The organism is Nocardia sp. bgisy134, from assembly GCF_057708325.1.
Genome location: NZ_JBYIRW010000018.1, coordinates 1 through 26514 on the forward strand (window position 1 = coordinate 1; position 26514 = coordinate 26514).

Annotated in this window: 2 protein-coding genes; both read right to left on the minus strand. The window is 67.1% G+C overall.

Annotated features, from left to right (window positions below):
- A partial coding sequence (locus AC3ERS_RS27500; RefSeq protein ID WP_431970995.1) for a type I polyketide synthase occupies positions 1-2027 on the minus strand: 2027 nt, incomplete at its 3' end.
- A gap of 124 nt (positions 2028-2151) precedes the next feature.
- Positions 2152-26310 (minus strand): SDR family NAD(P)-dependent oxidoreductase, encoded by a 24159-nt coding sequence (locus tag AC3ERS_RS27505; RefSeq protein WP_488186866.1) that lies wholly within the window; start codon positions 26308-26310, stop codon positions 2152-2154.
- Between the last annotated feature and the right edge of the window lie 204 nt (positions 26311-26514).

Here is a 26514-nt window from a genome sequence, read left to right on the forward strand (position 1 = left end):
CGGCCACGCGCCGCCACCAACACACACGCATCCCCGAGCGACATCACCCCCGCCACATGCGCAGCAGCCACCTCGCCGATCGAATGACCGGCCACCACATCCGCACGCACGCCCCACGACTCCAGCAGCCGGAACAACGCCACCTCGAACGCGAACAACCCCGCCTGAGCGAACACCGTCCGATCGATCAGAGCCTCGTCGGCCAACGCCACGTTCAGCGAAACCGACTGTCCCAACAGCGGATCCAGCTGAGCGACGATCGCATCGAAAGCCTCGGCGAACACCGGATACGCACCACGCAGCTCGGCAGCCATACCCGCCCACTGCGCACCCTGACCGGAAAACACCACACCCGTCGAACCCGGCAGCACACGACCGGTCACCACACCGGGAATGGTTTCGGCGCGACCCAGCGCCCGCACTCCCGCCAGCAGACCATCACGGTTATCGGCCACGACAACAGCGCGATGCTCGAACACAGCACGCGTGGACGCCATCGAGAAACCGACATCCACCGGATCCAGATCGTTCTCACCCGCATGAGACGCCAAACGGACCGCCTGACCCGCAAGAGCCTCACCACCACGCGCCGAAACCACCCACGGCAGCAACCCACCCGCCGGGACAGTCTTCACCACCGGCACCGAAGCCTGATCCACCACCGGCTCGGTCGCGGGGGCCTCTTCCACGATGACGTGAGCATTCGTGCCGCTGATACCGAAGGACGAGACACCGGCACGACGCGGCCGATCTGCCACCGGCCACGCCACCGCCTCGGTCAGCAACCGGATGTGGCCTTCGGTCCAATCGACCTTGGTGCTGGGCTGATCGACATGCAGGGTCTGGGGCAGCACACCGTGCCGCATCGCCATCACCATCTTGATCACACCACCCACACCCGCCGCGGCTTGGGAATGACCGATGTTGGACTTCAACGACCCCAACCACAACGGACGATCCGCATCACGGTCCTGCCCGTAGGTCGCCAGCAGCGCTTGGGCTTCGATCGGATCGCCCAGAGTCGTACCGGTGCCGTGAGCTTCGACCACGTCCACCTCGCCAGGGGACACCCCGGCATTCGCCAACGCCGCCCGAATGACCCGCCGCTGCGACGGACCGTTGGGCGCGGTCAAACCATTCGAGGCGCCATCCTGATTCACCGCCGAACCAGCGATCACCGCAAGAATCTGGTGACCGTTACGCTGCGCGTCGGACAACCGCTCCAACACCAGTACGCCGACACCTTCCGACCAGCCCACCCCATCGGCGGCATCGGCGAAGGACTTGCACCGCCCGTCCGGGGCCAGCCCGCGCTGTCGGCTGAACTCCACGAAGGTCTCCGGCGTGGCCATCACCGCCACACCACCGGCCAATGCCAGATCACACTCCCCCGACCGCAACGACGCCGCAGCCGAATGCATTGCCACCAAAGACGATGAACACGCCGTGTCCACGGTGACCGAGGGCCCTTCCAGACCGAACACATACGACACTCGCCCGGACGCGATCGATCCCGAATTCGCATTGGCCGGATAGTCGTGATACATCATGCCGACCCACACACCGGTCCGGCTTCCCTTCAGCGAGCCGGGATCGACGCCGGCCCGCTCGAACGCCTCCCATGAGGTCTCCAGCAGCAGAAACTGCTGCGGATCCATCAGCGCGGCTTCGTTGGGACTGATATTGAAGAACGCCGGATCGAACTCGCCGGCGGAATGCAGGAATCCACCCTCGCGGGTATAGGTGCTGTTCGGTGTCTCGCCGGTGTGATCGTAGAGACGTTCGGTATCCCAGCCTCGATTTTCGGGGAACTCCGACGTCGCGTCGGTCCCGTCCGAGACCAACCGCCAGAGGTCCTCGGGAGAGCCGACACCACCCGGATAACGACACGCCATACCCACAATCGCAATAGGTTCGCGAAGGGCTGCGTCGAGCTTGCGGTTGCGGGCACGCAATCTCTCGGTCTCTTTGAGTGAGACGCGCAACGCCTGAGCGAGCTTCTGGGTATTGTCGTCGGGCTTCGTCATTATTGTTCCAGCTCTTCCTACGGTCACCGTGACTCGTCGACGAAATCTCGTCTACGAGACAGAATTCCGATGCATTACGGGTGATCGCGGCACGGGTTTTCCACCCGTGCCGCGGACATCGCCGTCAGTCCTCTGATGAGTTGTTGTAAGCCATGTCGATCAAGTCATCGATATCGAGCTCGTCGATCGATTCATCCGAGATGCTCTGATCGATCTCGCTGTGGCTTTCCTGTCCATGTGCGAGCTGCATGAGTGCATCCAGCATGCCCGCGTCGCGGAGACGGGCGACGGGGATCGTTTGCAGGGCTCTGCGAATATCGTCTTCCGACGAATCCGTCGATCGGCCGGAGTTGCGGTGGTCGGTGAACTCGTCGGCCAGGTATTTGGCCAAAGCCTCCGGTGACGGGTAGTCGAACACCAGAGTCGCGGGCAACCGCAGACCTGTAACGGATTTGAGGGCGTTGCGGAATTCGATAGCGGTGATCGAATCGAAGCCCAATTCGTTGAAGGCCCGGTCCGCCGCAATCGCATTCGCATTCTGATGACCCAGCACCGCCGCGACCTGACCGCGAACGATTTCGACGAGCACACCGAGACGTTCGCTGTCGGGTGTGTTCGCCAAACGGGCACGAAGCGCCGTGGGTGCGCCCGAGGCTGTTGCGCGGCGCGCGGGTACCAGGCCGGACAACAGGGTCGCGGCGAACCCCGTGCTGCGGAGACTCGCCAGATCGAGACGGGCGAGAATGGGAGCCGCCGTGCCGATCTCGGCAGCGGCATGGAACAGCGCCAAGCCCTGTTCTTCCGACAAAGGCAGCATGCCCGTACGAGACATGCGGTGCCGATCGACGTCGCTGAGCTCCGCGCCCATCCCGCCATCCATGCTCCACAGACCCCACGCCAGAGACCGGCCGGAGCGCCCGGATGCCCTGCGGTGTGCCGCGAGTGCGTCCAGGCAGGCGTTGGCCGCGGCATAGTTGCCCTGACCAGGGCTGCCGAATGCTCCGGCCGCCGAGCTGAACAGCACGAACGCTTTCAACGGCAGATCGGCGGTCAATTCGTGCAGGTGCAGAGCGGCATCGACCTTGGGCCGCAAAACCACGTCCATCCGATCCGCGGTCAGCGAAGCGATGGCGCCATCGTCGAGCACACCGGCCGTATGGAACACGCCGGTGAGCGGACGGCTCGCGGGAACGTCCGCCAACACCTCGGCAAGCGCCCCACGGTCGGCGACATCGCAGGCGGCGAACTCGACTTCGGCGCCGAGACCCTGCAACTCCGCCCGCAGCTCAGCAGCGCCGGGAGCGGATTCACCACGGCGGCTCAGCAACAGCAGGTGACGGACACCCAGCGCGTCGACCAGATGCCGGGCGAACAATCCACCGAGGAAGCCGCTGGCACCGGTGATCAGAACCGTCTCGTCCGGACCGAAAGTGGGGCTCGGAGCCGAAGCGGTCGCCTGAGTGGCGGCCGCTCGGGTGAGTCGCGCACCGTGTACCTGTCCACCGCGCACGGCCACCTGCGGTTCCTCCGCGGCCAGAATCCCGCCGAGCAGCCCCTCGATGTCGGAATCGGTGTCCACCAACATGATCCGGCCCTGACTCTCCGCCTGCGCGGAACGAACCAGGCCACCCACAGCAGCACCGGCCAGATTCGTAATGTTCTCCCCGGCAACCGATACCGCACCACTGGTCCGAACCACCAGCACCGAATCAACGGACCGCTGATGGGCAATCCAGGACTGAAGCGCTTGCAGCACATCGTGAGTCGCGGCACGAACGGCTGCGGGATCGTTGCCCGTCGGGCATTCCAATATGACCGCCGCCGGGACCTCGTCACCGAGATCCGCCCAGGACACTGCGCTGACCTCGGCATCGGACACCGAGATCGGTGTCCAACCAACCTGGAACATCGCATTACCGGCAGTGGACGCACCGGCCGTGAGCTGTGCGGGATCGATGGGCCGGGAAGCCAGATGCCGCACCGTGGCGACCGGAGCGCCCGACGGATCCGCCAGATCCAGAGCGGCACCGTGCTCACCGACGCGGGTGAGCCGAACACGCAAGGCGTTGGCACCGGCCGCGTGCACGGTGACACCGGACCACTCGAACGGCAGCGCGAGCCCACTTCCCTCCGCGGGCGTGTGCCCGGCGATGAGCAGTGCGTGCAAGGCGGAGTCGAACAGCGCAGGGTGGATCCCGAAACCCTCGGCATCCCGCGGATCGGGCAGCGCAACCTCGGCGAACAGCTCGTCGCCACGCTGCCAAGCCGCCTGCAAACCCTGGAAGGACGGGCCATACCCATACCCGGCATCGAGCAGCTCGTCGTATACACCGTCGATCGGCAACGGCTGCGCACCAACCGGAGGCCAGGAGGTGAGACCGGAATCGGCCGCCACCTCGCCCGGGGCAAGCACACCTTCGGCGTTCAGCGTCCACGACGACGCCGAAGCGACATCATCAGGGCAGGAGAAGATCCGCACCGCGCGACGGCCCGTCGGGTCCTGGTCGCCGACCACAATGCGCAGCGCGAGCCCGCCGGACTCCGACAGCACCAGCGGGGCCTGTAGGACCAGCTCCTCCAGGGTCGGGCAGCCGACCTGCTCCGCCGCGTGCAGGGCGAGTTCGACGAGACCTGTGCCGGGGAACAGCACGGTGTCCATCACCCTGTGGTCGGCCAGCCATGGGTACGTCTGCGCCGACAGGCGGCCGGTGAGGATCACCGCGTCGGAGTCCGGTTGCGATATCACCGCCGAAACCAGGGGATGTCCGGTTGCCACCAGACCCATCGCCCGAGCGTCACTGCCACCGGCGAACCCTTCGGCCATCCAATAGCGTCGACGCTGGAAGGCGTAGGTGGGCAGGTCGATTCGCCGGCCTGCGGAACCGGCGTACCGACCGGACCAATCCACCGTCGAACCTGCGACATGCAACCGGGCGAGACCCGTCAGCAGGGTCGAGGGGTCCGCATTGTTTCGTCTGGTCAGCGGGACTGTGGTCGCGGTGTCGAGGGTCTGGACGATCATCGGGGCCAGCACCGCATCGGGCCCGACCTCGGCGAACCTGGTCACGCCCATGCCCGCCATCACGGCGACCGCATCAGCGAATCGCACCGTTTCGCGGACCTGACCGACCCAGTACGACGGATCCGACATCTCGTCACCGACCCGGGCGCCGGTCACTGTGGACACCAACGGGATGGCGGGCCGACCGAACGCCAAACCCTGCACCACTGAAGCGAACTCAGCCAGCATCGGCTCCATCAGCGCCGAATGGAAAGCGTGCGAAACCCGCAACCGATGCGTCCGCCACCCACGATCGACACAACGATCGACCACAGCGGCGACATCAGCCTCGACACCGGAGAGCACCACCGACGACGGACCATTGACCGCCGCCATCGACACCTCGAGCTGGGCTTCGACACCTCCCAGCAACGCCAGCACCTCGGCGACCTCGTCTTCCGAGGCACCCACGGCGACCATCGCCCCACCCGCGGGCAACGCCTGCATCAACCGGCCACGCGCCGCTACCAGCACACACGCATCCCCGAGCGACATCACCCCCGCCACATGCGCAGCCGCGACCTCGCCGATCGAATGACCGGCCACCACATCCGCACGCACGCCCCACGACTCCAGCAGCCGGAACAACGCCACCTCGAACGCGAACAAACCCGCCTGAGCGAACACCGTCGCATCGACCATGTCCTCGGACGACAACGCCTCACCCAGCGAAACCGACTGCCCCAACAACGGATCCAACTCAGCCACGATCGCATCGAAAGCCTCGGCGAACACCGGATACGCACCACGCAGCTCAGTAGCCATACCCGCCCACTGCGCACCCTGGCCGGAGAACACCACACCAGTCGAACCCGGCACCACACGACCGGTCACCACACCGGGCGCCTGCACGTCGGCGGCCAGCGCCCGCACTCCGGCGAGCAGACCGTCGCGGTCATCGGCCATGACAACAGCACGATGCTCGAAGACACCACGCGTCGACGCCAACGAGTAACCCACATCGATCGGATCGTGGTCGTCGACATACGACGCCAGACGGGCGGCTTGACTCGCGAGAGCCTCGCCACTACGTGCCGAGAGCACCCACGGCAGCACTCCACCGGCCGAGCCGATACTGACCGCAGGCACCGATCCCAGCGCCGGCACCGAACCCACCACCGGCGGAGCCTGCTCCACGATGACGTGCGCATTCGTGCCACTGATACCGAACGACGACACACCGGCACGACGCGGCCGATCCACGACCGGCCACGGCACCGACTCGGTCAACAACCGAACGTGGCCCTCGGACCAATCGACCTTGGTACTCGGCTGATCGACATGCAGGGTCTGGGGCAGCACACCGTGCCGCATCGCCATCACCATCTTGATCACACCACCCACACCCGCGGCGGCCTGAGCATGACCGATATTGGACTTCAACGATCCCAGCCACAACGGACGATCCGGGTCACGATCCTGCCCGTAGGTAGCCAGCAATGCCTGGGCTTCGATCGGATCGCCCAACGTGGTGCCGGTGCCATGCGCTTCCACAGCATCGACCTCGACCGGGGACACTCCGGCATTCGCCAGTGCTTGGCGGATCACTCGCCTTTGCGAGGGACCGTTCGGCGCGGTCAAACCATTCGACGCACCATCCTGATTCACCGCCGAACCGGCAAGCACCGCCAACACCTGATGACCATTGCGGCGGGCGTCGGACAACCGCTCCAACACCAGCACACCGGCGCCTTCGGACCAGCCGACACCATCGGCGGCATCGGCGAACGACTTACACCGTCCATCCGGCGACAACCCACGCTGACGACCGAACTCGAGGAACATATCCGGTGTCGCCATAACCGCCACACCACCGGCCAACGCCAGATCACACTCGCCCGACCGCAACGACTGCCCGGCCAGATGCAGGGCCACCAGCGACGACGAACACGCCGTATCCACGGTGACCGACGGCCCTTCCAGACCGAACACATACGACACACGACCCGAGACCAAACTGCCTGCGGCACCGCTACCGGTCCCGGTTGCCTGGGCGTAGTCGTGGTACATCAGACCGGTGAACACGCCGGTCGAACTGCCCCGCAGCACCGCCGGATCCATACCGGCCCGTTCCAACGCCTCCCACGAGACCTCCAAAAGCAACCGCTGCTGGGGATCCATCACCGTGGCCTCGTTGGGGCTGATTCCGAAGAAGTCCGCGTCGAATTCGGCTGCGGAGTACAAGAACCCACCACTGCGCGTATAGGTCTTGCCCGCCTTACCGGGTTCGGGATCGTAGATGCCCTCGATGTCCCAGCCTCGATCCACCGGCATCTCCCCGGTGGTATCGACGCCCGAGACGACCAGATTCCACAGGTCCTCCGGCGAGGCGACCCCACCTGGATAACGGCAGGCCATCGCGACCACAGCGATCGGCTCGTCGTCGGCTCGAACCCGACTGACCGCGTGCTCTTCGACAGCTTCGGTACCGGTGAGTTGCGTACCGATGAACTCGGCCACGACTTGCGGATTGGGGTAATCGAAGATGAGCGTGGCCGGGAGCTGCAGACCGGTCGCGGTGTTGAGCTTGTTGCGGAACTCGACGGCGCTCAACGAGTCGAACCCGAGCTGCTGGAAAGCCTGCTGGGGTTCGACGGAATCGAGGGAGGCGTGTCCGAGGATGCCCGCGGCAACCGACCGGACGAGGTCGACCAGAGCACCTTCGCGGTCGGAATCCGACAGGCCTGCCAGCGTCTGTAGAAACGCCTGACCCGCGGGGGTCCGGCTGGGGCGGCGCACAGGTGCCGGTGCCATCGAGCGGACGAGAGCCGGGATCTGCTCGCCCCGTGTTCGAAGCACCGCGGGATCGACCCGCAGTGCTACCAGCTGAGCGGTATCGGCGGCGATCGCCGCATCGAACAATGCCAGACCCTCGGCCTCGGTCAGCGGCGGGAAGCCCTGCCTGCGCATCCGATCGAAATCGTCCTCGGACAGCTCGATACCGAGCCCGCTCGACCGCGCCCACATGCCGTAATCGAGGGAGGCCGCAGGCAGCCCCAACCTGTGACGATGCACCGCGAGGGCATCCAGGAAGACGTTGGCCGCAGCGTAATTGGCTTGGCCCGCGGCCAGCACCAACCCACCCGCCGAGGACACCAGCACGAACAGCGACAGCGATCGATCACGCGTGAGCTCGTGCAGATGCCATGCGGCATCGACCTTGGGCCGGAAAACATACCCGATCCGGTCCACCGTCATCGACTCGATCACACCGTTGTCGGCAGTTCCCGCCGCGTGCACCACACCCACCAGGGGATGCTCGTCGGAGATGCCGTCCAGCAGCGCGGCCAGCGCGGACCGATCGGACACATCACACGCGGCAATGGTGACCTCGGCGCCGAGCTCGACCAACTCGTCACGCATCTCAGCGGCACCCGGAGCGTCCAGGCCTCGCCGAGACGTCAAAAGCAGATGTCCCACACCATGTTCGGTCACCAGATGCCGAGCGATCACGGCACCCAGACCACCGGTACCACCGGTAACCAGCACGGTGCCAGGCTCTGTCAGCCGAGCGATCGTGCCCGGTGCGTGGCGGATCAAACGCGGCACGAGCAGTGTCGTGCCGCGTAGCGCGGCCTCCGGTTCCCCAGCAGCGGCTGCCACTGCGGTCGCGACAGCGAACATGTCACCGTCCTGATCCAGATCGACAAGCTGGAACCGACCCGGGTGCTCGGCCTGCGCGGCACGCAGCAGCCCCCACACCGGCGCTTGATCCAGACGCACCTGCTCGGAATCGGCAACGGCCACCGCCTGCCTGGTCGATACGACCAAACGGGAAGCAGCGAAACGGGTTTCGGCCATCCAGCCCTGGACGTTGTCGAGCACAGAGGTCACGACCTGCCGTGCCGCCGCTGTCGGCGGACCGTCCTGGAGCGGGCACTCGAGCAGCACGATGTCGGGAACAGCCGACTCCTCGGCCGCATCCAGATCGGTGATCAACGCCGCGAGATCACGATAGCGCCGCACTCCGTCGGAACTCTGGTCACCGCGGTTCTCGCCGGAACCGAGGACCGCCACGCGGCCCGGGTCGACACTCACCGCTGACGAGGCCGCAACGGTGACCCATTCCACGCCGAAGAGGGCCTCCGACACCCGGCCCGCGCCCAGGCGTTCGGCCGACACCGGCCGAGACACCAGAGCACCCACCGACAGCACCGGCCGGCCCTGGTCATCGGCTATCTGCACCGCGAAGTCGTCGCCTTCGGGGACGCTGTGTACCCGCACGGCGGCGGCACCGGTCGAGTGCACGACCACACGATTCCAGGCGAAAGGCAGCACCGCGGAATCATTTCCGCTGCGACGACCATGAATGATCTCGGTGTGCAGGGCCGCGTCGAACAATGCGGGATGGATTCCGAAACCCTTGGCATCCTGCGGATCCGGCAGCGCGACCTCGGCGAACAACTCATCGCCGCGCCGCCAAGCCGCCCGCAGACCCTGGAAGAACGGGCCATACCCGTACCCGAGTTCGAGCAACTCGTCATAGGCTCCGTCGATGTCCAACGGCTGCGCGCCAGCCGGAGGCCACGAAGTCAGATCGAAATCAGCCATGACGTCACCCGGGGCGAGCACGCCCTCGGCGTGGAGCGACCACGGACCCTCTGCGGCCTGTCGAGAATGGACGGTCAGTCGTCGGCGACCGGCCTCGTCGGCAGCGGTCACCACGACCTGTACCGCGACACTGCCTTCGGCGGGCAACGTCAACGCGGTGTGCAGGACGAGCTCGTCCACCACCGGGCAGCCCAGCAGACCGCCGACATAACCGGCCAGCTCGACGAATCCGGTACCCGGCAGCAACACGACTCCGTGCACGCTGTGGTCGGCCAGCCATTCGACGGAGTCCAGCGACCACCGGCCGGTGAGGCTCATTCCACCCGACTCCGGGTGCGGCACAACGGCACCGAGCAAGGGATGGTCCACCGTATCGAGCCCGACGGCGGTGATTCCGCCGAGTTCGGCACCGAGCCACGACTGGGCCAACATCTGCTTGGCGTCGAGCCAGAACCGCTCGTGTTGGAAAGCGTAGGTGGGCAGGTCGATTCGCCGAGCTCCGGTACCGGCGTAGAGACCGGCCCAGTCCACTTCGGCACCGGCCACGAACAACCCGGCCACCGCATTCAATACGGTTGAGGCATCTGCGTGGTCACGTCTGGTGACAGCGACTGTCGCTGCGTCACTGAGAGTTTGGGCGACCATCGGTGTCAAGACGGCGTCGGGCCCGACCTCGGCGAACCTGGATACACCCATGGCCGCCATCGCGGCGACCGCATCGGCGAACCGCACCGTTTCACGAACCTGACCGACCCAATACGACGGATCCGACATCTCGTCTTCGACGCGGGCACCGGTCACCGTCGACACCAACGGGATACTCGGGCGGGCGAACGCCAAACCCTCTATCGCCGAAGCGAACTCATCCAGCATCGGCTCCATCGACGCCGAATGGAAAGCGTGCGACACCCGCAGCCTGTGTATACGCCAACCCTGTTCGGCGCACCGATCGGCGACAGCCACGACATCGTTCTCGACACCGGAGAGCACTACCGACGACGGACCGTTCACCGCCGCGATCGACACCCCACCGGCCAGCAGCGGTAGTACGTCGGCCTCGGACGCACCGACGGCAATCATCGCCCCGCCCGCGGGCAGCGCCCACATCAACCGGCCACGCGCCGCCACGAGCACACACGCATCCGCCAACGACAACACACCCGCCACATGCGCGGCAGCGACCTCACCGATCGAATGTCCGGCCACCACATCCGCACGCACGCCCCACGACTCGAGCAGCCGGAACAACGCCACCTCGAACGCGAACAACCCCGCCTGCGCGAACACCGTCTGGTCGATCAGGTCATCGCTCACCAAAGCAGCACTCAGCGAAACAGTCTGCCCCAGCATCGGATCCAGTTCAGCGACGATCGCGTCGAAATGCTCGGCGAACACCGGATACGCACCATGGAGCGCGGCGGCCATGCCAGCCCACTGCGCACCCTGACCCGAAAACACCACACCCGTCGAACCCGGCACCACACGACCGGTCACGACGCCAGGAGCCTGCGCGCCGGCAGCCAATGCCCGCATACCTACGAGCAGACCATCACGACCCTCGGCCACCACGACTCCGCGATGCTCGAACACACTGCGCGTCGATGCCAGCGAGAAGCCGATATCGAGCGGATCATGTTCGCCCACACGCGATGTCAAACGATCGGCTTGATCGGCAAGCGCCTCGCGACCGCGGGCCGAAACCACCCACGGCAGCACAGCCGGGACGGTCCGCACAACCGGCGCCGGAGCAGGCTCCACCACCGACGCCTGTTCCAGGATGAGGTGAGCGTTGGTGCCGCTGATACCGAACGAGGACACACCGGCGCGGCGCGGCCGATCCACCTCCGGCCATGCCACCTGCTCGGTCAGCAACCGGATGTGGCCTTCGGACCAATCGACCTTTGTGGAGGGCTGATCGACGTGCAGGGTCTGCGGCAGCAGCCCGTGCCGCATCGCCATCACCATCTTGATCACACCGCCGACACCCGCCGCCGCCTGAGTGTGACCGATATTGGACTTCAACGACCCCAACCACAACGGACGATCCGCATCACGGGCCTGACCGTAAGTAGCAAGCAGCGCCTGCGCCTCGATCGGATCTCCCAAGGTGGTACCGGTGCCGTGGGCTTCCACCGCGTCGACCTCCGTTGGGGAGACCCCGGCATTCGCCAATGCTTGGCGGATCACCCGCCGCTGCGACGGACCGTTCGGCGCGGTCAAACCATTCGACGCGCCGTCCTGATTCACCGCCGAACCCGCGATCACCGCGAGAACCTCATGACCATTGCGGCGCGCGTCGGACAACCGCTCCAACACCAGCACACCGGCGCCTTCGGACCAGCCGACACCATCGGCGGCATCGGCGAACGACTTACTCCGCCCGTCCGGCGAAAGCCCCCGCTGCCGACTGAACTCGACAAAGACCTCCGGCGTCGCCATGACCGCCACACCACCGGCCAACGCCAGATCACATTCGCCCGACCGCAACGACTGCGCGGCCAGATGCATCGCCACCAGCGACGACGAACACGCCGTATCCACGGTGACCGACGGCCCCTCCAGACCGAACACATACGAAACTCGACCGGACGCGATAGATCCCGAATTCGAATTGACCGGATAGTCGTGATACATCATCCCGGTGAAGACCCCGGTCGAACTGCCACTCAGCACGGTGGGATCGACACCGGCCCGCTCCAATGCCTCCCATGAGGTCTCCAGCAACAGGAACTGCTGCGGATCCATCAGCGCGGCTTCATTGGGACTGATGCCGAAGAAGACAGGATCGAACTCGCCGGCAGAATGCAGGAATCCACCCTCACGCGTGTAGGTGGTGTGCGGTGTTTCGCCGGTGGGATCGTAGATACGTTCGGTATCCCAGCCACGATTCACGGGGAATTCCGACGTCGTGTCGATACCGTCTACGACCAAATTCCAAAGATCCTCGGGCGAACTGACACCACCCGGGTACCGGCAAGCCATGCCGACGATCGCAATAGGTTCGTCGGCAACAACTTTGGCGGCAGTGACCGCGATGTCCTCTCCTGCGCCGGTGAGCTCGCCCGCGAGGTATGTGGCCAGCGCCTGTGGTGTCGGGTAGTCGAAGACCACCGCGGCCGAAAGCGACAGGCCGGTGGCGGTTTTGAGCCGGTTGCGCAGCTCGACCGCGCTCAGCGAATCGAAGCCCAGGTCCTGGAACGCGCGATCGGGATCGATCGCGGACGCACTGTCATGACCGAGGACGGCCGCGACGTACGTGCGCACGGTATCGAGTACCGCCTGCTGCTGTCGATCGGCGTCCAGACCGGCCAGCCGCTGCTGGAGACCGGACATCACCGCCGATGTCGCCGCCGCCGGCCGCCGGGCGGCTCTCGGCGCCAGTTCCCGCAGCAGCGGTGGCAGCAGTCCGGCATCGGCCTGGGCACGAATCGCGGCGGTGTCCACCGCGGCGATCACCGCGTGTGCCACGCCGCGGTCGAGCACCGCATTCCAGCCGGCCAACGCCTGCTCATCCGGCATCGCGGTGAATCCGCCCCGGCTCATCCGGGCCACATCGGTCTCACTCAGGTGTCCGGTCATGCCCCCCGAGCGTGCCCACGGACCCCACGCCAGCGATTGGCCGGCCAGCCCTCGTGCACGACGGTGCGCCACCAGCCCGTCGAGGAAGGTATTCGCGGCCGCGTAGTTGGCCTGTCCTGGTCCGCCGATCGTGCCCGACACCGACGAGAACACCACGAACGCCGCAAGATTCAGCTCCGCGGTCGCCTCGTGCAGGTACCAGGCGGCATCCACCTTCGGCGCCAGGACTGCGTCCAACCGTTGTGCGGTCAGCGACGCGATGATCCCGTCGTCGAGCACACCCGCGGCATGGATCACGCCCGTCAACGGCCACTGTGCAGGCGCTTCGGCAGGCAGCCCCGCCACCGCGTCGGTGTCGGTGACGTCGCAGGCCACCACCCGAACCTGTGCGCCCAGTTGCTCCAACTCGGCGCACAGCGGTGCCACGCCGTCGGCCCGCGGACCGCTGCGGCTCACCAGTAGCAACGACCGCACGCCGTGCTCGGCCACCACGTGGCGGGCCACCACCGCACCCAAACCACCTGTGCCGCCGGTGATCAGCACCGTTCCCGTGCCGAAGGCGGAAGCATCATCGCCAGGTACGGAAGGCACCACGGTCGCGGGTCGGGTGAGCCGAGCGGTGTGGGTGACTCCGGCGCGCACGACCACCTGGGGTTCGCCCACGGCCATGACAGTGGCCGCGAGTTGCTCGTCGATGCCGGTGTCCGCATCGACCAAGACGATTCGGCCCGGATCTTCCGTCTGCGCTGTGCGCACCAAACCCCACACCGCGGCGCCGGCAAGGTCGGTGAGGTCTTCATCGGGCAGCGCGACCGCGCCGCGCGTGGCGATCAGCAGGGTGCTCGAGGCGAACCGGTCCTGATCCAGCCATGCCTGCACCACCTCGAGGATCCGCGCGACCTCGGAATGGGTGGCGGTCACCACATCGGTGCCGGTGTGTTCGTCCCACCCGAACCCGGCCTCGACCACCACCACCGGGGGTACCGGCGACTCCGGATCCAGGTCCCACCGACCCACGGCCACATCTCGAGGTGTTACCGCCACCACCGCGGACTCGGACGCGGTCGGCGACCACACCAGTTCCAGTACCGGATCGGCCGCGCCCGCGGCAGCCGCGGCGAGCTGCTCGAGTGGCATCGGCCGGGTCTTCACCGATCCCGACAACACCGGCTGTCCCTGCTCATCGGCTACCGACACCGACACCGACGATCCGGTCGTGGTCAGACGTACGCGCAGCACCGACGCTCCGGCCGCGTGCAGCGACACCGATTCCCACGAGAACGGCAGCACGACCTGCCCGGCCCCGACCGTGAACGGTGAATCAGGCTTTCCCGCAGCGCTTTCGAGTACACCAGCCAGCAGTCCCGCCTGCAGGGCAGCATCCAGCAGTGCCGGATGGATCCCGAATCCTTCGGCTCGCACCCCGGTGTCCGCATCGACGGCGATCTCGGCGAACACGTCCGCACCGCGTCGCCACAGCGCCCGCACACCCTGGAACGCCGGACCGTAGTCGTAACCACGCGCCAGCAGCTCCGGGTACGCGGCCGCGACATCGATACCACTCGACGCGGCCGGCGGCCATGCCGCCGGTTCGGGTTCGGTCATGTCGTCGTGGGTGGTCAGCAGCCCTCGCGCGTGCAGTACCCACTGTCCGTCGCGGTCGTGTTCATCGCGGGAGTAGATCGATATCGGCCGCTGCGGGGACTCGTGTTCGGGCCCGCCGACGATGACGTGGATCTGCACACCGCCTGCCGCGGGCAGCAGCAGTGGCGCCTGTAGCGTCAATTCCTCGATCACCGGACACCCGGTGACGGCGCCTGCACGCAACGCCAGCTCCACAAACCCGGTGCCCGGCAACAACACCGACCCGGCTACCGCATGGTCGGCCAGCCAGGGCTGTGTCGCTACCGACAATCGGCCGGTCAACAGCACGCCACCGGACTCAGGCACCGACACCATCGCGCCCAGCAACGGATGGTCCACCGCACCCAAACCAACGGATTCGACACCCGCCGTGCCGGCAGTGGCCTCGAGCCAGTAGCGACGGCGCTGGAACGCATAGGTGGGCAACGCGACCCTATCCGTGCGGCGGCCCGCATACAGCGGCGTCCAGTCCACCCCTACACCGACGACAGAGGCTTGTGCCAGCGCGGACACGAACTGAGTCGGCTCGTCGATCGAGCGCCGGGCGGCCGCGACCACTATCGACTTGGCCTCGACGGCCGGAGTCTCGACAAGACATTGCCGAGTCATCGCGGCCAGCACCGCATCCGGTCCGATCTCCACGAATCGCCGCACACCCGCCTCGACCAGGGCGTCGATCCCTGGTGCGAACCGGACACACCGCCGCACCTGCTCGACCCAGTACGCGGGATCGGTCAGCTCGGCAGCGACCACGACCGCCGAAACGTTCGACACGATCGGCAAGGACGGCTCGCGGTACGTCAATCCTTCGGCGACAGCGCGGAACTCGTCGAGCATCGGCTCCATCGACACCGAGTGGAACGCGTGGCTGACCCGTAGCCGGGAGGTCTTCACTCCATCCGCAACCAGCCGATCACCGATCTCGTCTATCACCGACGCTTCCCCGGACAACACCACCGACGACGGGCTGTTCACCGCCGCCAACGACACCCGGCCGCCGAACTCGGCCAGCACCTCCAACGCCTCGGCCTCTGACACCGCGACCGCGAGCATTGCCCCGCCCTCCGGCAAGGCACCCATCAACAGACCACGCGCCACAACCAGCGCACACGCGTCCTCGAGCGACCACACCCCCGCCACATACGCCGCCGCCAACTCACCGATCGAGTGCCCGATCAGCAGATCCGGTGTCACACCGAATGATTCGATCAACCGGAACAACGCCACCTCGAACGCGAACAACGCCGGCTGGGTGAATTCGGTCCGATCCAACACACCCTCGGTGTCGGCGAACATCAACTCCTTCAAGGACAGCGCGGAGCTCCTCGATGGGTGGGCCCGACCCAACAACGGATCGACCTGCGCGCACACCTCGTCGAACGCCGCCGCGAATACCGGAAACGCGTCGTACAGACCCGCACCCATCCCCATCCGCTGCGCACCCTGCCCCGTGAACAGAAACGCCGTCTTCCCCGAACCCGCCGACCCCTCGATCGTGCGCGGCGAACCCACCGCCAAATCGGCCAGACCCGCCAGCAGTTCGTCCCGATCCCGACCGACGACGACACCCCGGCGCTCCAGCAATGCCCGCGAGTCCACCAATGACCGCGCCGCCGACCAGATGTCGACCTCCGGGCGATCGACCAACCACGCCCGCAACCGCTCGGCCTGCGCCCGCAGGCCCTCCTCCGATGTGGCCGAGATCGTCCACGCCACAGCGGCATCGATGTCCGGCAAGGCCGATCCGTGCTCAGGCATCGATACCGCCTGGGCCGGAGCCTCCTCGATGATCACGTGCGCGTTGGTGCCGCTGACTCCGAACGAGGACACACCGGCGCGGCGAACCGTCCCCCCTGCGCGCCATGGTTCCGCCCGAGACAGCAGTCGCACCGCGCCTGCCGACCAATCCACGTGCGGGGACGGCGTTTCCGCGTGCAGGGTCGCGGGCAGGGTTTCGTGTCGCAGCGACTGCACCATCTTGATCACGCCACCGACACCGGCCGCCGCGACGGTGTGACCGATATTCGATTTGATCGATCCGATGCGGAGCGGCTCCCGATCCCCACGCTCCTGCCCGTACGCGGCGATCAACGCGTTGGCTTCGATGGGATCTCCCAGCGGAGTGCCGGTCCCGTGCGCTTCCACCGCATCCACGTCGGCGGGCGTGAGCCCGGCATTCGCGAGGGCCTGCGCGATCACTCGCTCCTGCGACGGACCGTTCGGCGCTGTCAGGCCATTGCTCGCACCGTCCTGATTCACCGCACTGCCCCGGACGACGGCCAGGATGTCATGGCCGAGCCGCTGCGCATCCGACAGCCGCTCCAAGACCAGGACGCCCACGCCTTCGGCGAAGGCCACACCGTCGGCCGCGGCGGAGAACGCCTTGCAGCGGCCATCCGGCGACAGGCCGCGTTGCCGCGCGAAATCAACGGAGAGATAAGGGGTTGCGGCCACGGTGACGCCGCCGGCCAGGGCCAGTGACGTTTCGCCCTGACGCAGGGCCTGACACGCCAGATGCAATGCCACCAGTGAGGACGAGCATGCGGTATCGATCGTGACCGCTGGTCCCTCGAGGCCGAACACGTATGCGACGCGGCCGGAGATGACACTGTGGGTGGTGCCGGTCAGCCGGAACCCTTCGAGATCGCCGGTGACGCGGTCGACATATCCGGAGGCGCACGCGCCCGCGAACACGCCGGTATCGCTGCCGCGCAACGCGATCGGGTCGATTCCGGATTGCTCCAGTGCCTCCCAGGATGCTTCCAGCAGCAACCGCTGCTGCGGATCCATCGCCAGGGCTTCCCGCGGGCTGATTCCGAAGAATCCGGCGTCGAAATCACCGGCATCGTCGAGGAATCCGCCGCCGCGGCTGTAGACCGTGCCGGGTCTATCCGGATCCTGGTCGATCAGCTGGTCGAGATCCCACCCACGATCGTTCGGGAATTCCGTGGTGGCATCGGTACCCGACCGCACCAGATCCCACAACTGGTCCGGGGTTCGGACGCCGCCGGGGAATCGGCAGCTCATGCCGACGATCGCGATGGGCTCGTCCACGCGGACGCGGCGCGACACCCGGGTCGTTCCGGAACCGGACGCCGCTCCCTCGATCTTGGAGTGCAAGAGGGTGGCCACCGCCGCGGCGGTGGGGTGGTCGAAGACCATGGTGGACGGTAGCTGGACACCGGTGGCCTTCGACAGGCGGTTGCGGAATTCGACGCCGCCGAGCGAGTCGAATCCCAGTGTGTCGAATCGCTCGTCGGGACTGATGTCTTCGGCGGAGCCGTGCCCAAGGACGGCTGCCGCGTGCTCCCGGACGAGTTCGAGCACCACCTCGGCGCGTTTGGCCTCCGGTACCCGGCTCAGTCGAGTGCCGAGCGAACTCGACGCGGCCGCGGTCGGGGCTGTGGTGCGGGGCAGGTAACCGCGCAGCACCGCAGGCACCGCACCGTCGCGCGCTTCGCGCCGCAGCTCCGCCGGGTCGAACCCGATCGCAGCCAGGTGCGCGGCGGCGCGTGCGGTGGCCGCATCGAACAGCCGGAGACCTTCGTCGTTCCCGAGCGGGTGGAGACCGAGCCTCTCCCAGCGGGCGACGGCGCTGCGGTCCAAAGCGCCGGTCATACCGGCGGCGGAATTCCAGGGCCCCCACGCCAGCGAAATCGCGGACAGTCCTTCGGCTCGGCGACGGTGCGCCAGTGCGTCGAGGAATGCGTTGGCTGCCGCGTAGTTGCCCTGTCCCGCCGATCCGATCGTTGCCGCGATGGACGAGAACAGCACGAAGGCCGACAGGTCACGGTCGCGACTGAGCTCGTGCAGATGCCACGCGGCCGCAGCCTTCGAGTCGAACACTCGCCGCAGTTGCTCGGCGGTCAGGCCTGCGAGGGTGCCGTCGTCGAGGACACCCGCCGCATGTACTACGCCGGTCAGCGGATGATCGGCGTCGATCGAATCCAACAGCGAACGGAGGGCTGCTCGATCGCCCACATCGCAGGCCGCCACGCTGACGCCAGCTCCGGCCGCCGACAGCTCGGACACCAGTTCCGTCGCACCGTCGGCAGTTTCGCCACGCCTGGACACCAGCAGCAAACGGCGGACTCCGTGTGCGGCGACCAGACGTCGGGCCACGAGGGCGCCGAGGCCACCGGTGCCACCGGTTATCAGTACGGTGCCATCGCCAAATGACGGGTGGGCCTGCGTCGCGTAGCGACTCGATGAGGGGTGGTGGTCGGGCGACGGGTGGGCCTGTCCCTCGGCATCGTGTTCGGCTCGTGCTTTCGCGAGCCTGGGCACGAGCAATGCTCCGGCGCGCACCGCGACCTGTGGTTCGCCTGCCGCGATCACCGCACCGATCGGCATCGAATCACCCAGGGGCGCAGCGGCCGACGGATCGGCGTCGACGAGAACGAACCGACCCGGATATTCGGATTGGGCGCTACGCATCAGCCCCCAGACGGCTGCCGCGGCGAGATCCGGCGCCTCGCCAGGCAGCGCGGCACCGTTGGTGGTCACCAGAACCAGCCGAGTGTCGGCCAGGCGGTCTTCGGCCAGCCAGGCCTGCACCGTCGCCAAGACCGTTTCCAGGTGGCCGCGAACGGCCGCCGGATCGTCGGCCGCGGCGCTGTCCTGCGGATGCCAGATCACGACATCCGGAATAGTCGGTGCCGCAGCGAGTTCCGATGGGCTCGGCGAGCAGGTGTCGATTCCGGCGATCGGCACCGAACCGAGGACGGCCATCCGTTCCGCGGACGGACTCGGTGCCGTTGCCTGCACGGGCATCCACTGGACGCCGTAGAGATCGGCGTCGTCCCCGGCCACTGTGCCGCGCATCTGTTGTACGTCGTAGGGCCGCATGACGACCGCGTCGACGGAGACCACCGGCCGCCCCGAATCGTCCACGGTCGCGACGGAGATCGTCTCCGGCCCGGTCGCCGTGGCGATGACCCGCAGCGTCGTCGCCTTGACCAGCGGCTGGTGCAGTCGCGCCCCGCCCCAACGGAACAGCAACCGGCCGGTGTTCGGATCGCTGCCTTGATCGCGCCAGACGAGCCCTGCCAGACCGGCGTGCATCACGAGGTCGAGCAGAGCGGGATGCAGATCGAACCGCTCCGGTTCGGCCGCGGCTGCGGTATCCAGGGTGATCTCGGAGAAGACGGTCCCGCCCCGCTGCCACGCGGCGTCGACACCGAGGAACGCGGGACCGTATTCGAGTCCGGAGCCCTTCGCGATCTGCTCGGGAATCCATGCCGTGTCGAGGGTTTCGGCGTCGACCGGCGGCCAAGCCTCATCGCGCAGCTGATTCAGCAGCGCGTCGTCGCCGTCCCAGGAGGGGGCCAGTACGCCACTGGCGTTGCGCACCCATTCGCCCGCTCGGCGACCTGTCTTACGGAAGTAGAAGCTGAACTGCCGTCGCCCGGTCCGGTCCGGCTCCTGCACCGACACCTGGAGCTCGACCTCGTCGTCCTCCGACGGAAGGATCGGAGCCTCCAGGGTCAGCTCCTCGACGACGCCGCAATCTATTCTGCTGCCCGCTACGAGGAGGAACTCGACGAGCGTCGCACTCGGCAGCACCACGGTGCCGTAGGTCATATGGTCGGCGACCCACGGGTCGGTCGGCAGCGAGAACCGGCCGGTGAAAACGAACTCGTCCTTGCCGGCCACCGGCACCACGCCGGTGAGCAACGGGTGGCCGTGGGCGTCGCCGGTGGCTTCGGGACGCGGCGGCAACCAGAATCGCTGGTGTTGGAAGGCATACGTGGGCAGGGGAACTCGCGGCATCGCACGGCCACCGAACAGTGACGTCCAGTCCACCCGCACGCCGGACGTGTGAGCGTGCGCCAACATCGTCAGGAACTGTTGGGGCTCATCGTGATCCCGGCGCGTAGCCGCGGCAACCACCGACGACTCCACGCTGTCCGGAAGGGTCTGCCGGGTCAGCGCCGCCAGCACCGCGTCGGGCCCCACTTCCAGGAAGCGACGCACACCCGAGTCGATCAACGTCTCGATACCCGGCGCGAATCGCACCGCGGCCCGCACTTGCCGGACCCAGTAGGCAGCTTCCATCACCTCGTCCCCGGCAAGCTGACCGGAAACATTCGATACCACAGGAAGGCGCGGCCGGTTGTACGTCAAGTTCGCTGCGACAGATTCGAATTCGGCCAGCATCGGCTCCATCCGATGCGAGTGGAAGGCGTGGCTGACTCGCAGCCGCGAGGTCTTCCGGCCACGCTCGGCGAATCGAGCCTCGATTTCGGCGACCGCGTCCTCGTCACCCGAGATCACCAGGGCCGCAGGCGCGTTCACCGCAGCGACCGACACTCGCTCGGAATACCGAGCGACGACATCGTTCACTTCGCTTTCGGACGCCGCGATGGCCAGCATCGCTCCGCCCTCGGGCAACGCACCCATGAGACGGCCGCGCGCCGCCACCAACCGGCAGGCATCCTCGAGCGACCACAGACCCGCGAGGTATGCGGCCGCGACTTCGCCGATCGAATGGCCGATCAACACGTCCGGGGTGACGCCGAACGACTCCAGCAGCCGATACAGCGCGACCTCGAAGGCGAACAACGCAGGCTGGGTGAACTCCGTCCGATTCAGAATCGTGGCATCAGTACCGCCATGAGCGGCGCCGCTGAACATGAGTTGTTTCAGCGAGCACTCCAACACCGGATCGAACTGGGCGCACACCGAATCCAACACGTCGGCGAATACCGGGAACGCCTCGTACAAGCCTGCGCCCATGCCGATTCGCTGGGCACCCTGACCGGTGAACAAGAACGCCGTCGTCCCCGAGCCGATGGCGCCCGCGACGACACCGGAGCCGGTTCCCGATTCGGCAAGATCGGCCAGCCGCTCGAGCAACTCGGCCCGATCGCGACCGAGGATCACACTCCGCGAATCCAACTGCGCCCGGGACGTCGCCAGCGAATAGGCGGCATCGGCGATGTCGATCTCCGGCCGCTCCGACAACCATGCGCGCAGCCGTGCCGCCTGCGCGCGCAGGCCTGCCTCGCCCTTACCCGACACCAGCACCGGGGTGACCGGCACGGTGATAGTCGAGTGCCGCTCCGCTTCGTCGTCGATGTCACCCTCGGTGGCCGCCACCGGTGCAGCAGGTGCTTCTTCGAGGATCACATGCGCGTTGGTACCGCTGATCCCGAAGGACGACACACCGGCCCGACGCACTCGATCGCCTGCGGTCCACGGTTCGGCTTCGGTCAGTAGACGCACCGCGCCCGCATCCCAATCCACGTGCGGCGTAGGAGTTTCGACGTGCAGCGTGCGCGGCAGTCGTTCGTGCCGCATCGCCTGCACCATCTTGATCACACCGGCCACACCGGCAGCGGCGACCGTATGGCCGATATTCGATTTCAAGGAACCGATCCGCAACGATTCCCGATCACCGCGATCCTGTCCGTAGGCGGCGATCAACGCCTGCGCTTCGATCGGATCACCCAGGGTCGTGCCGGTCCCGTGCGCCTCCACGGCGTCGACATCGACCGCCGAGATCCCCGCATTGGCGAGGGCCTGCGCAATCACCCGTTGCTGGGCCGGACCGTTCGGTGCGGTCAGGCCGTTGCTCGCGCCGTCCTGGTTCACCGCACTACCGCGAACGACGGCCAGGATGTTGTGACCGAGCCGCCGCGCATCCGAAAGCCGCTCGAGCACAAGCACACCCGAGCCCTCTGACCACGCCACACCGTCGGCGGCGGCCGAGAACGCCTTGCACCGACCATCGGGTGACAGGCCGCGCTGGCGGGAGAAGTCCACGTACAGATACGGGCTGGCCGCCACGGTCACACCACCGGCGAGCACCAGCGAGCTGTCGCCCTGGCGCAGCGCCTGGCAGGCCAGGTGCAACGCCACCAGCGATGACGAGCACGCCGTATCCACCGTCACCGCAGGCCCTTCCAGGCCGAACGCGTACGCGACGCGACCCGAGATGACGCTGTGCGACGTGCCGGTCAGCCGGAAGCCCTCCAGGTCACCGGTCACCCGACGGGAGTATCCCGACGAGCAGGCACCGACGAAGACGCCGGTATCGCTGCCCCGCAACGACATCGGGTCGACACCCGCGTCCTCCAGGGCTTCCCATGCTGTTTCGAGCAGCAACCGCTGCTGCGGATCCATCGCCAGCGCTTCGCGAGGACTGATGCCGAAGAAGCCTGGATCGAAATCGCCTGCACCGCCCAGGAATCCACCGTGGCGCGTGTAGACCTTTCCAGGCTTGTCGGGGTCCGGGTCGAACAGCCGGTCCAGGTCCCACCCGCGGTCGGTGGGAAATTCGCCGATGACATCCCGGTCCGCCGCGAGCAGGTCCCACAGATCCTCGGCGGACCGAACGCCGCCCGGGAATCGGGCACTCATGCCGACGATCGCGATCGGCTCGTCCGACGCCGGGGATGGTCGGCCAGCGGAACGGGTGAGCTCAGCGCGCCGCTGCCCGCGGCCCGTCCCCGTGACCCGTTCCAGTAGTAACGCCGCGACCGCACTCGCGGTCGGATGGTCGAATATGAGCGTCTTCGGCAGCGGCACACCGGTGGCCCGCATCAGTCGGTTCTGCAGCTCCACTCCGCTGACGGAGTCGAAACCGAACTCGGTGAACGGCAGGTCGGGGTGGATCGACAGGGCCGACTCGTGGCCTAGGACGGCAGCGGCATGCTCACCAACGAGATCGAGAACTACTGTGTCGCGCTGATATTCGGGGACCGACAGCAGTTTGCGTGCCAGCGGGCCGTCGTCCCACGCTCCGGTCTGCTCCCTGCCCTCCGAAAGCTGGCCCTCGGAAATCTGCTCCTCGGTTATCGCAACGACGTCGGTTACGCGGGAAGCGACGGATGCACCGGCCCAGAAACTACGGCGCTGGAACGCGTACGGCGGCAGGTCGACCCGCGTCCCACCGGACACCAGCGCGCGCGGATCCACCGGCACACCGGCGCAATGGGCCTGTGCCAGCGACGCCATGAACCGTTCCGGTCCACCGTCACCGCGCCGCAACGATCCGACAACCTGCACGCCCTCGGCCGCACCGGCCGCCTCGGCGGTGACGCCGATGCCCATCGTGAGCACCGGATGCGGACTCGCCTCGATGAACCCGTTGATACCGTCACCGATCAGCGCCGTAACGGCATCGGCGAATCGAACCGGTTCCCGCAGTGACCGATACCAGTATTCGGCGTCCAGTTCCGCCGTATCCAACCGGTCGGCGAATACCGTGGAGAAGAAGGGCACCGACCCTGATCGCGGGCGGATCGGCTCCAGTTCCTCGAGCAGCCGATCACGCAGCCGCTCAACCGCTTTCGAATGCGACGCGTAATCCACCGGAATCCGGCGGGCCCATACACCGTCGCGGGCGCAGTCGGCGAGGAAGTCATCCATCGCCGAAACGTCACCGGCTATCACACTTTGCGCCGGTCCATTCACCGCCGCCAACGACAGCCGGTCCCCATACGCCGACAAACGTTCCCGGACCGCCTCCGCGCCGAGTCCGATCGAGGCCATACCGCCCTGTCCGGCCAGCTCATCGGCGACCGCCCGCGATCGGAGAGCCACCACACGCGCCGCGTCGGACAGCGATAGTCCACCGGCAACATAGGCGGCGGCGATCTCGCCCTGGGAATGGCCGATCACCACGTCCGGCTCCACGCCGGCCGCTCGCCACATCCGGGCCAGCGAGACCATCACCGCGAACAGCGTCGGCTGCACCACATCCACGCGATCCAGCGGGGGCGCGTCACCTTCGCGACGCAGCACCGCCGTCAGCGACCAGTCCACGTACGGCGCGAGCGCCGCTTCACATTCCGCAATCGACTCCGCGAACACGCCACCCGAATCCAACAGCCCGAGCGCCATCCCCTCCCACTGGCTGCCCTGCCCCGGGAAGACGAACGCGATCCGCCGCTGCTCGGCCCGCGCGGTTGTCGGCTCGACCGCCACAGCGGGCGCGGTCGGGTCGGCCAGTGCTGCCATGCCTGCCAGCAGCTCCGCTCGATCCCGCCCGACGACGTTGCCGCACCATTCCATTCGGGCTCGCGTGGCCAGGAGCGAGTGCGCCACATCGACCGCATCCAGCTCCGGGCGATGGAGCAGCCACTCTCGGAGCCGGGCCGCTTGCGCACGCACGCCGTCCTCGCTGCGGGCCGACACCACCCACGGCACCGCACCGGCCGCGTCGCGTGCCGTGGACGCGGCGGACCCGACGGCGGGCGCCTCCTCCACGATCACGTGGGCATTCGATCCCCCCATACCGAACGACGACACGCCTGCCATGCGCACGTTGTCGACGGGCCAGTTCTCGGTGCCGGTCACGACCCGTAAACCCAAGTCCTCGAGTGGAATTCGCGGATTCGGCGTCTCGAAGTTCAGGCTGGCCACCAGTTCCCGGTTGCTCAGACAGAGCACGGTCTTGATGAGGCCCGCGATACCGGAAGCACCTTCCAGATGCCCGATATTCGTCTTGACCGATCCGACGGCCAGCGGCGCATCCTGCGTCCGGCTCACGCCGTAGGTTTCGCCGAGCGCGGCGGCCTCCACCGGATCACCGGCGGGTGTTCCGGTCCCGTGCAATTCGACGTACTGCACCGACGGCGCCTCGACACCTGCCGCCGTCAGAGCCGAGCGGATCGCCGCGGCCTGCGCGTCCCGGCTCGGGGCGCTCAGCACTCGGCGTTCGTTGCCGGTGTTGACCGCACTGCCGCGGATCACGGCATGAATCCGGTCGCCGTCGGCGACCGCCTGCGCCAGTGGTTTCAGCACCACCATGCCGCCGCCCTCGCCGCGCACGAAACCGTCGGCCCGCGCATCGAAGGTGTAGCACCCGCCGAGCGCCGACTGCGCGCCGAACTGCTCGATACGCTCGCCGCTCGTAGGCGACAGAATGAGGTTCAGGCCACCGGCCAAGGCCACATCGCTCTCGCCGCTGCGCAGACTCTCACAGGCCAGATGAACCGCGACCAGCGAGGATGCCTGGGCGCTGTCGATTACGATGCTCGGGCCGCTGAAACCGAAGTAGTTCGAGACGCGGTTGGCGATGATGCCGCGTCCGACACCCCACAGCGAGTGGCGGCTGACACCCGGCCCGCCCTGGGAGGCCACGATTTCGGCGAAATCGCTTCCGGTGGAACCGAGGAACACACCACACCGCCGGGCGTCGCGCGCCGTGGCTGCCAGGCCTGCGTCCTCCAGCGCCTCCCAGCTCAACTCCAGTGCAAGCAACTGCTGCGGATCGAGCGCCCGCGCCTCGTTAGGCGAGACCCCGAAGAAGTCCACATCGAAATGCCCTGCGGTGTCGATGAATCCGGCACGCTCGGTGATGTTCTCTCGCCCGAGGGGAGCTGTGCCGATCTCGGCGCGCCCTTCCCTGAGCAGTTGCCAGAAACTGTCGAGATCGGCCGCGCCCGGCATTCTGCAGGACATGCCAACGATAGCGACGGCAAACGCCGATCCGGTCACCTCTGAACATCCTTCCTCAAGGCATGCTGTGACCCCCCGTAAGCATCTGACGTGTGTGTTTGTTGCCGATCACCGTTATCGGAGACGTTTGCCGGTCGCCCCGCCGGCAATGCGTTCTCGATTCGGCGTTTCCGCCGCGGCTCCTCAGCGATGGCGGTCGGTGAACGACCGCCGCCTCCCGCGACACCATCCGGATCGCGGAGC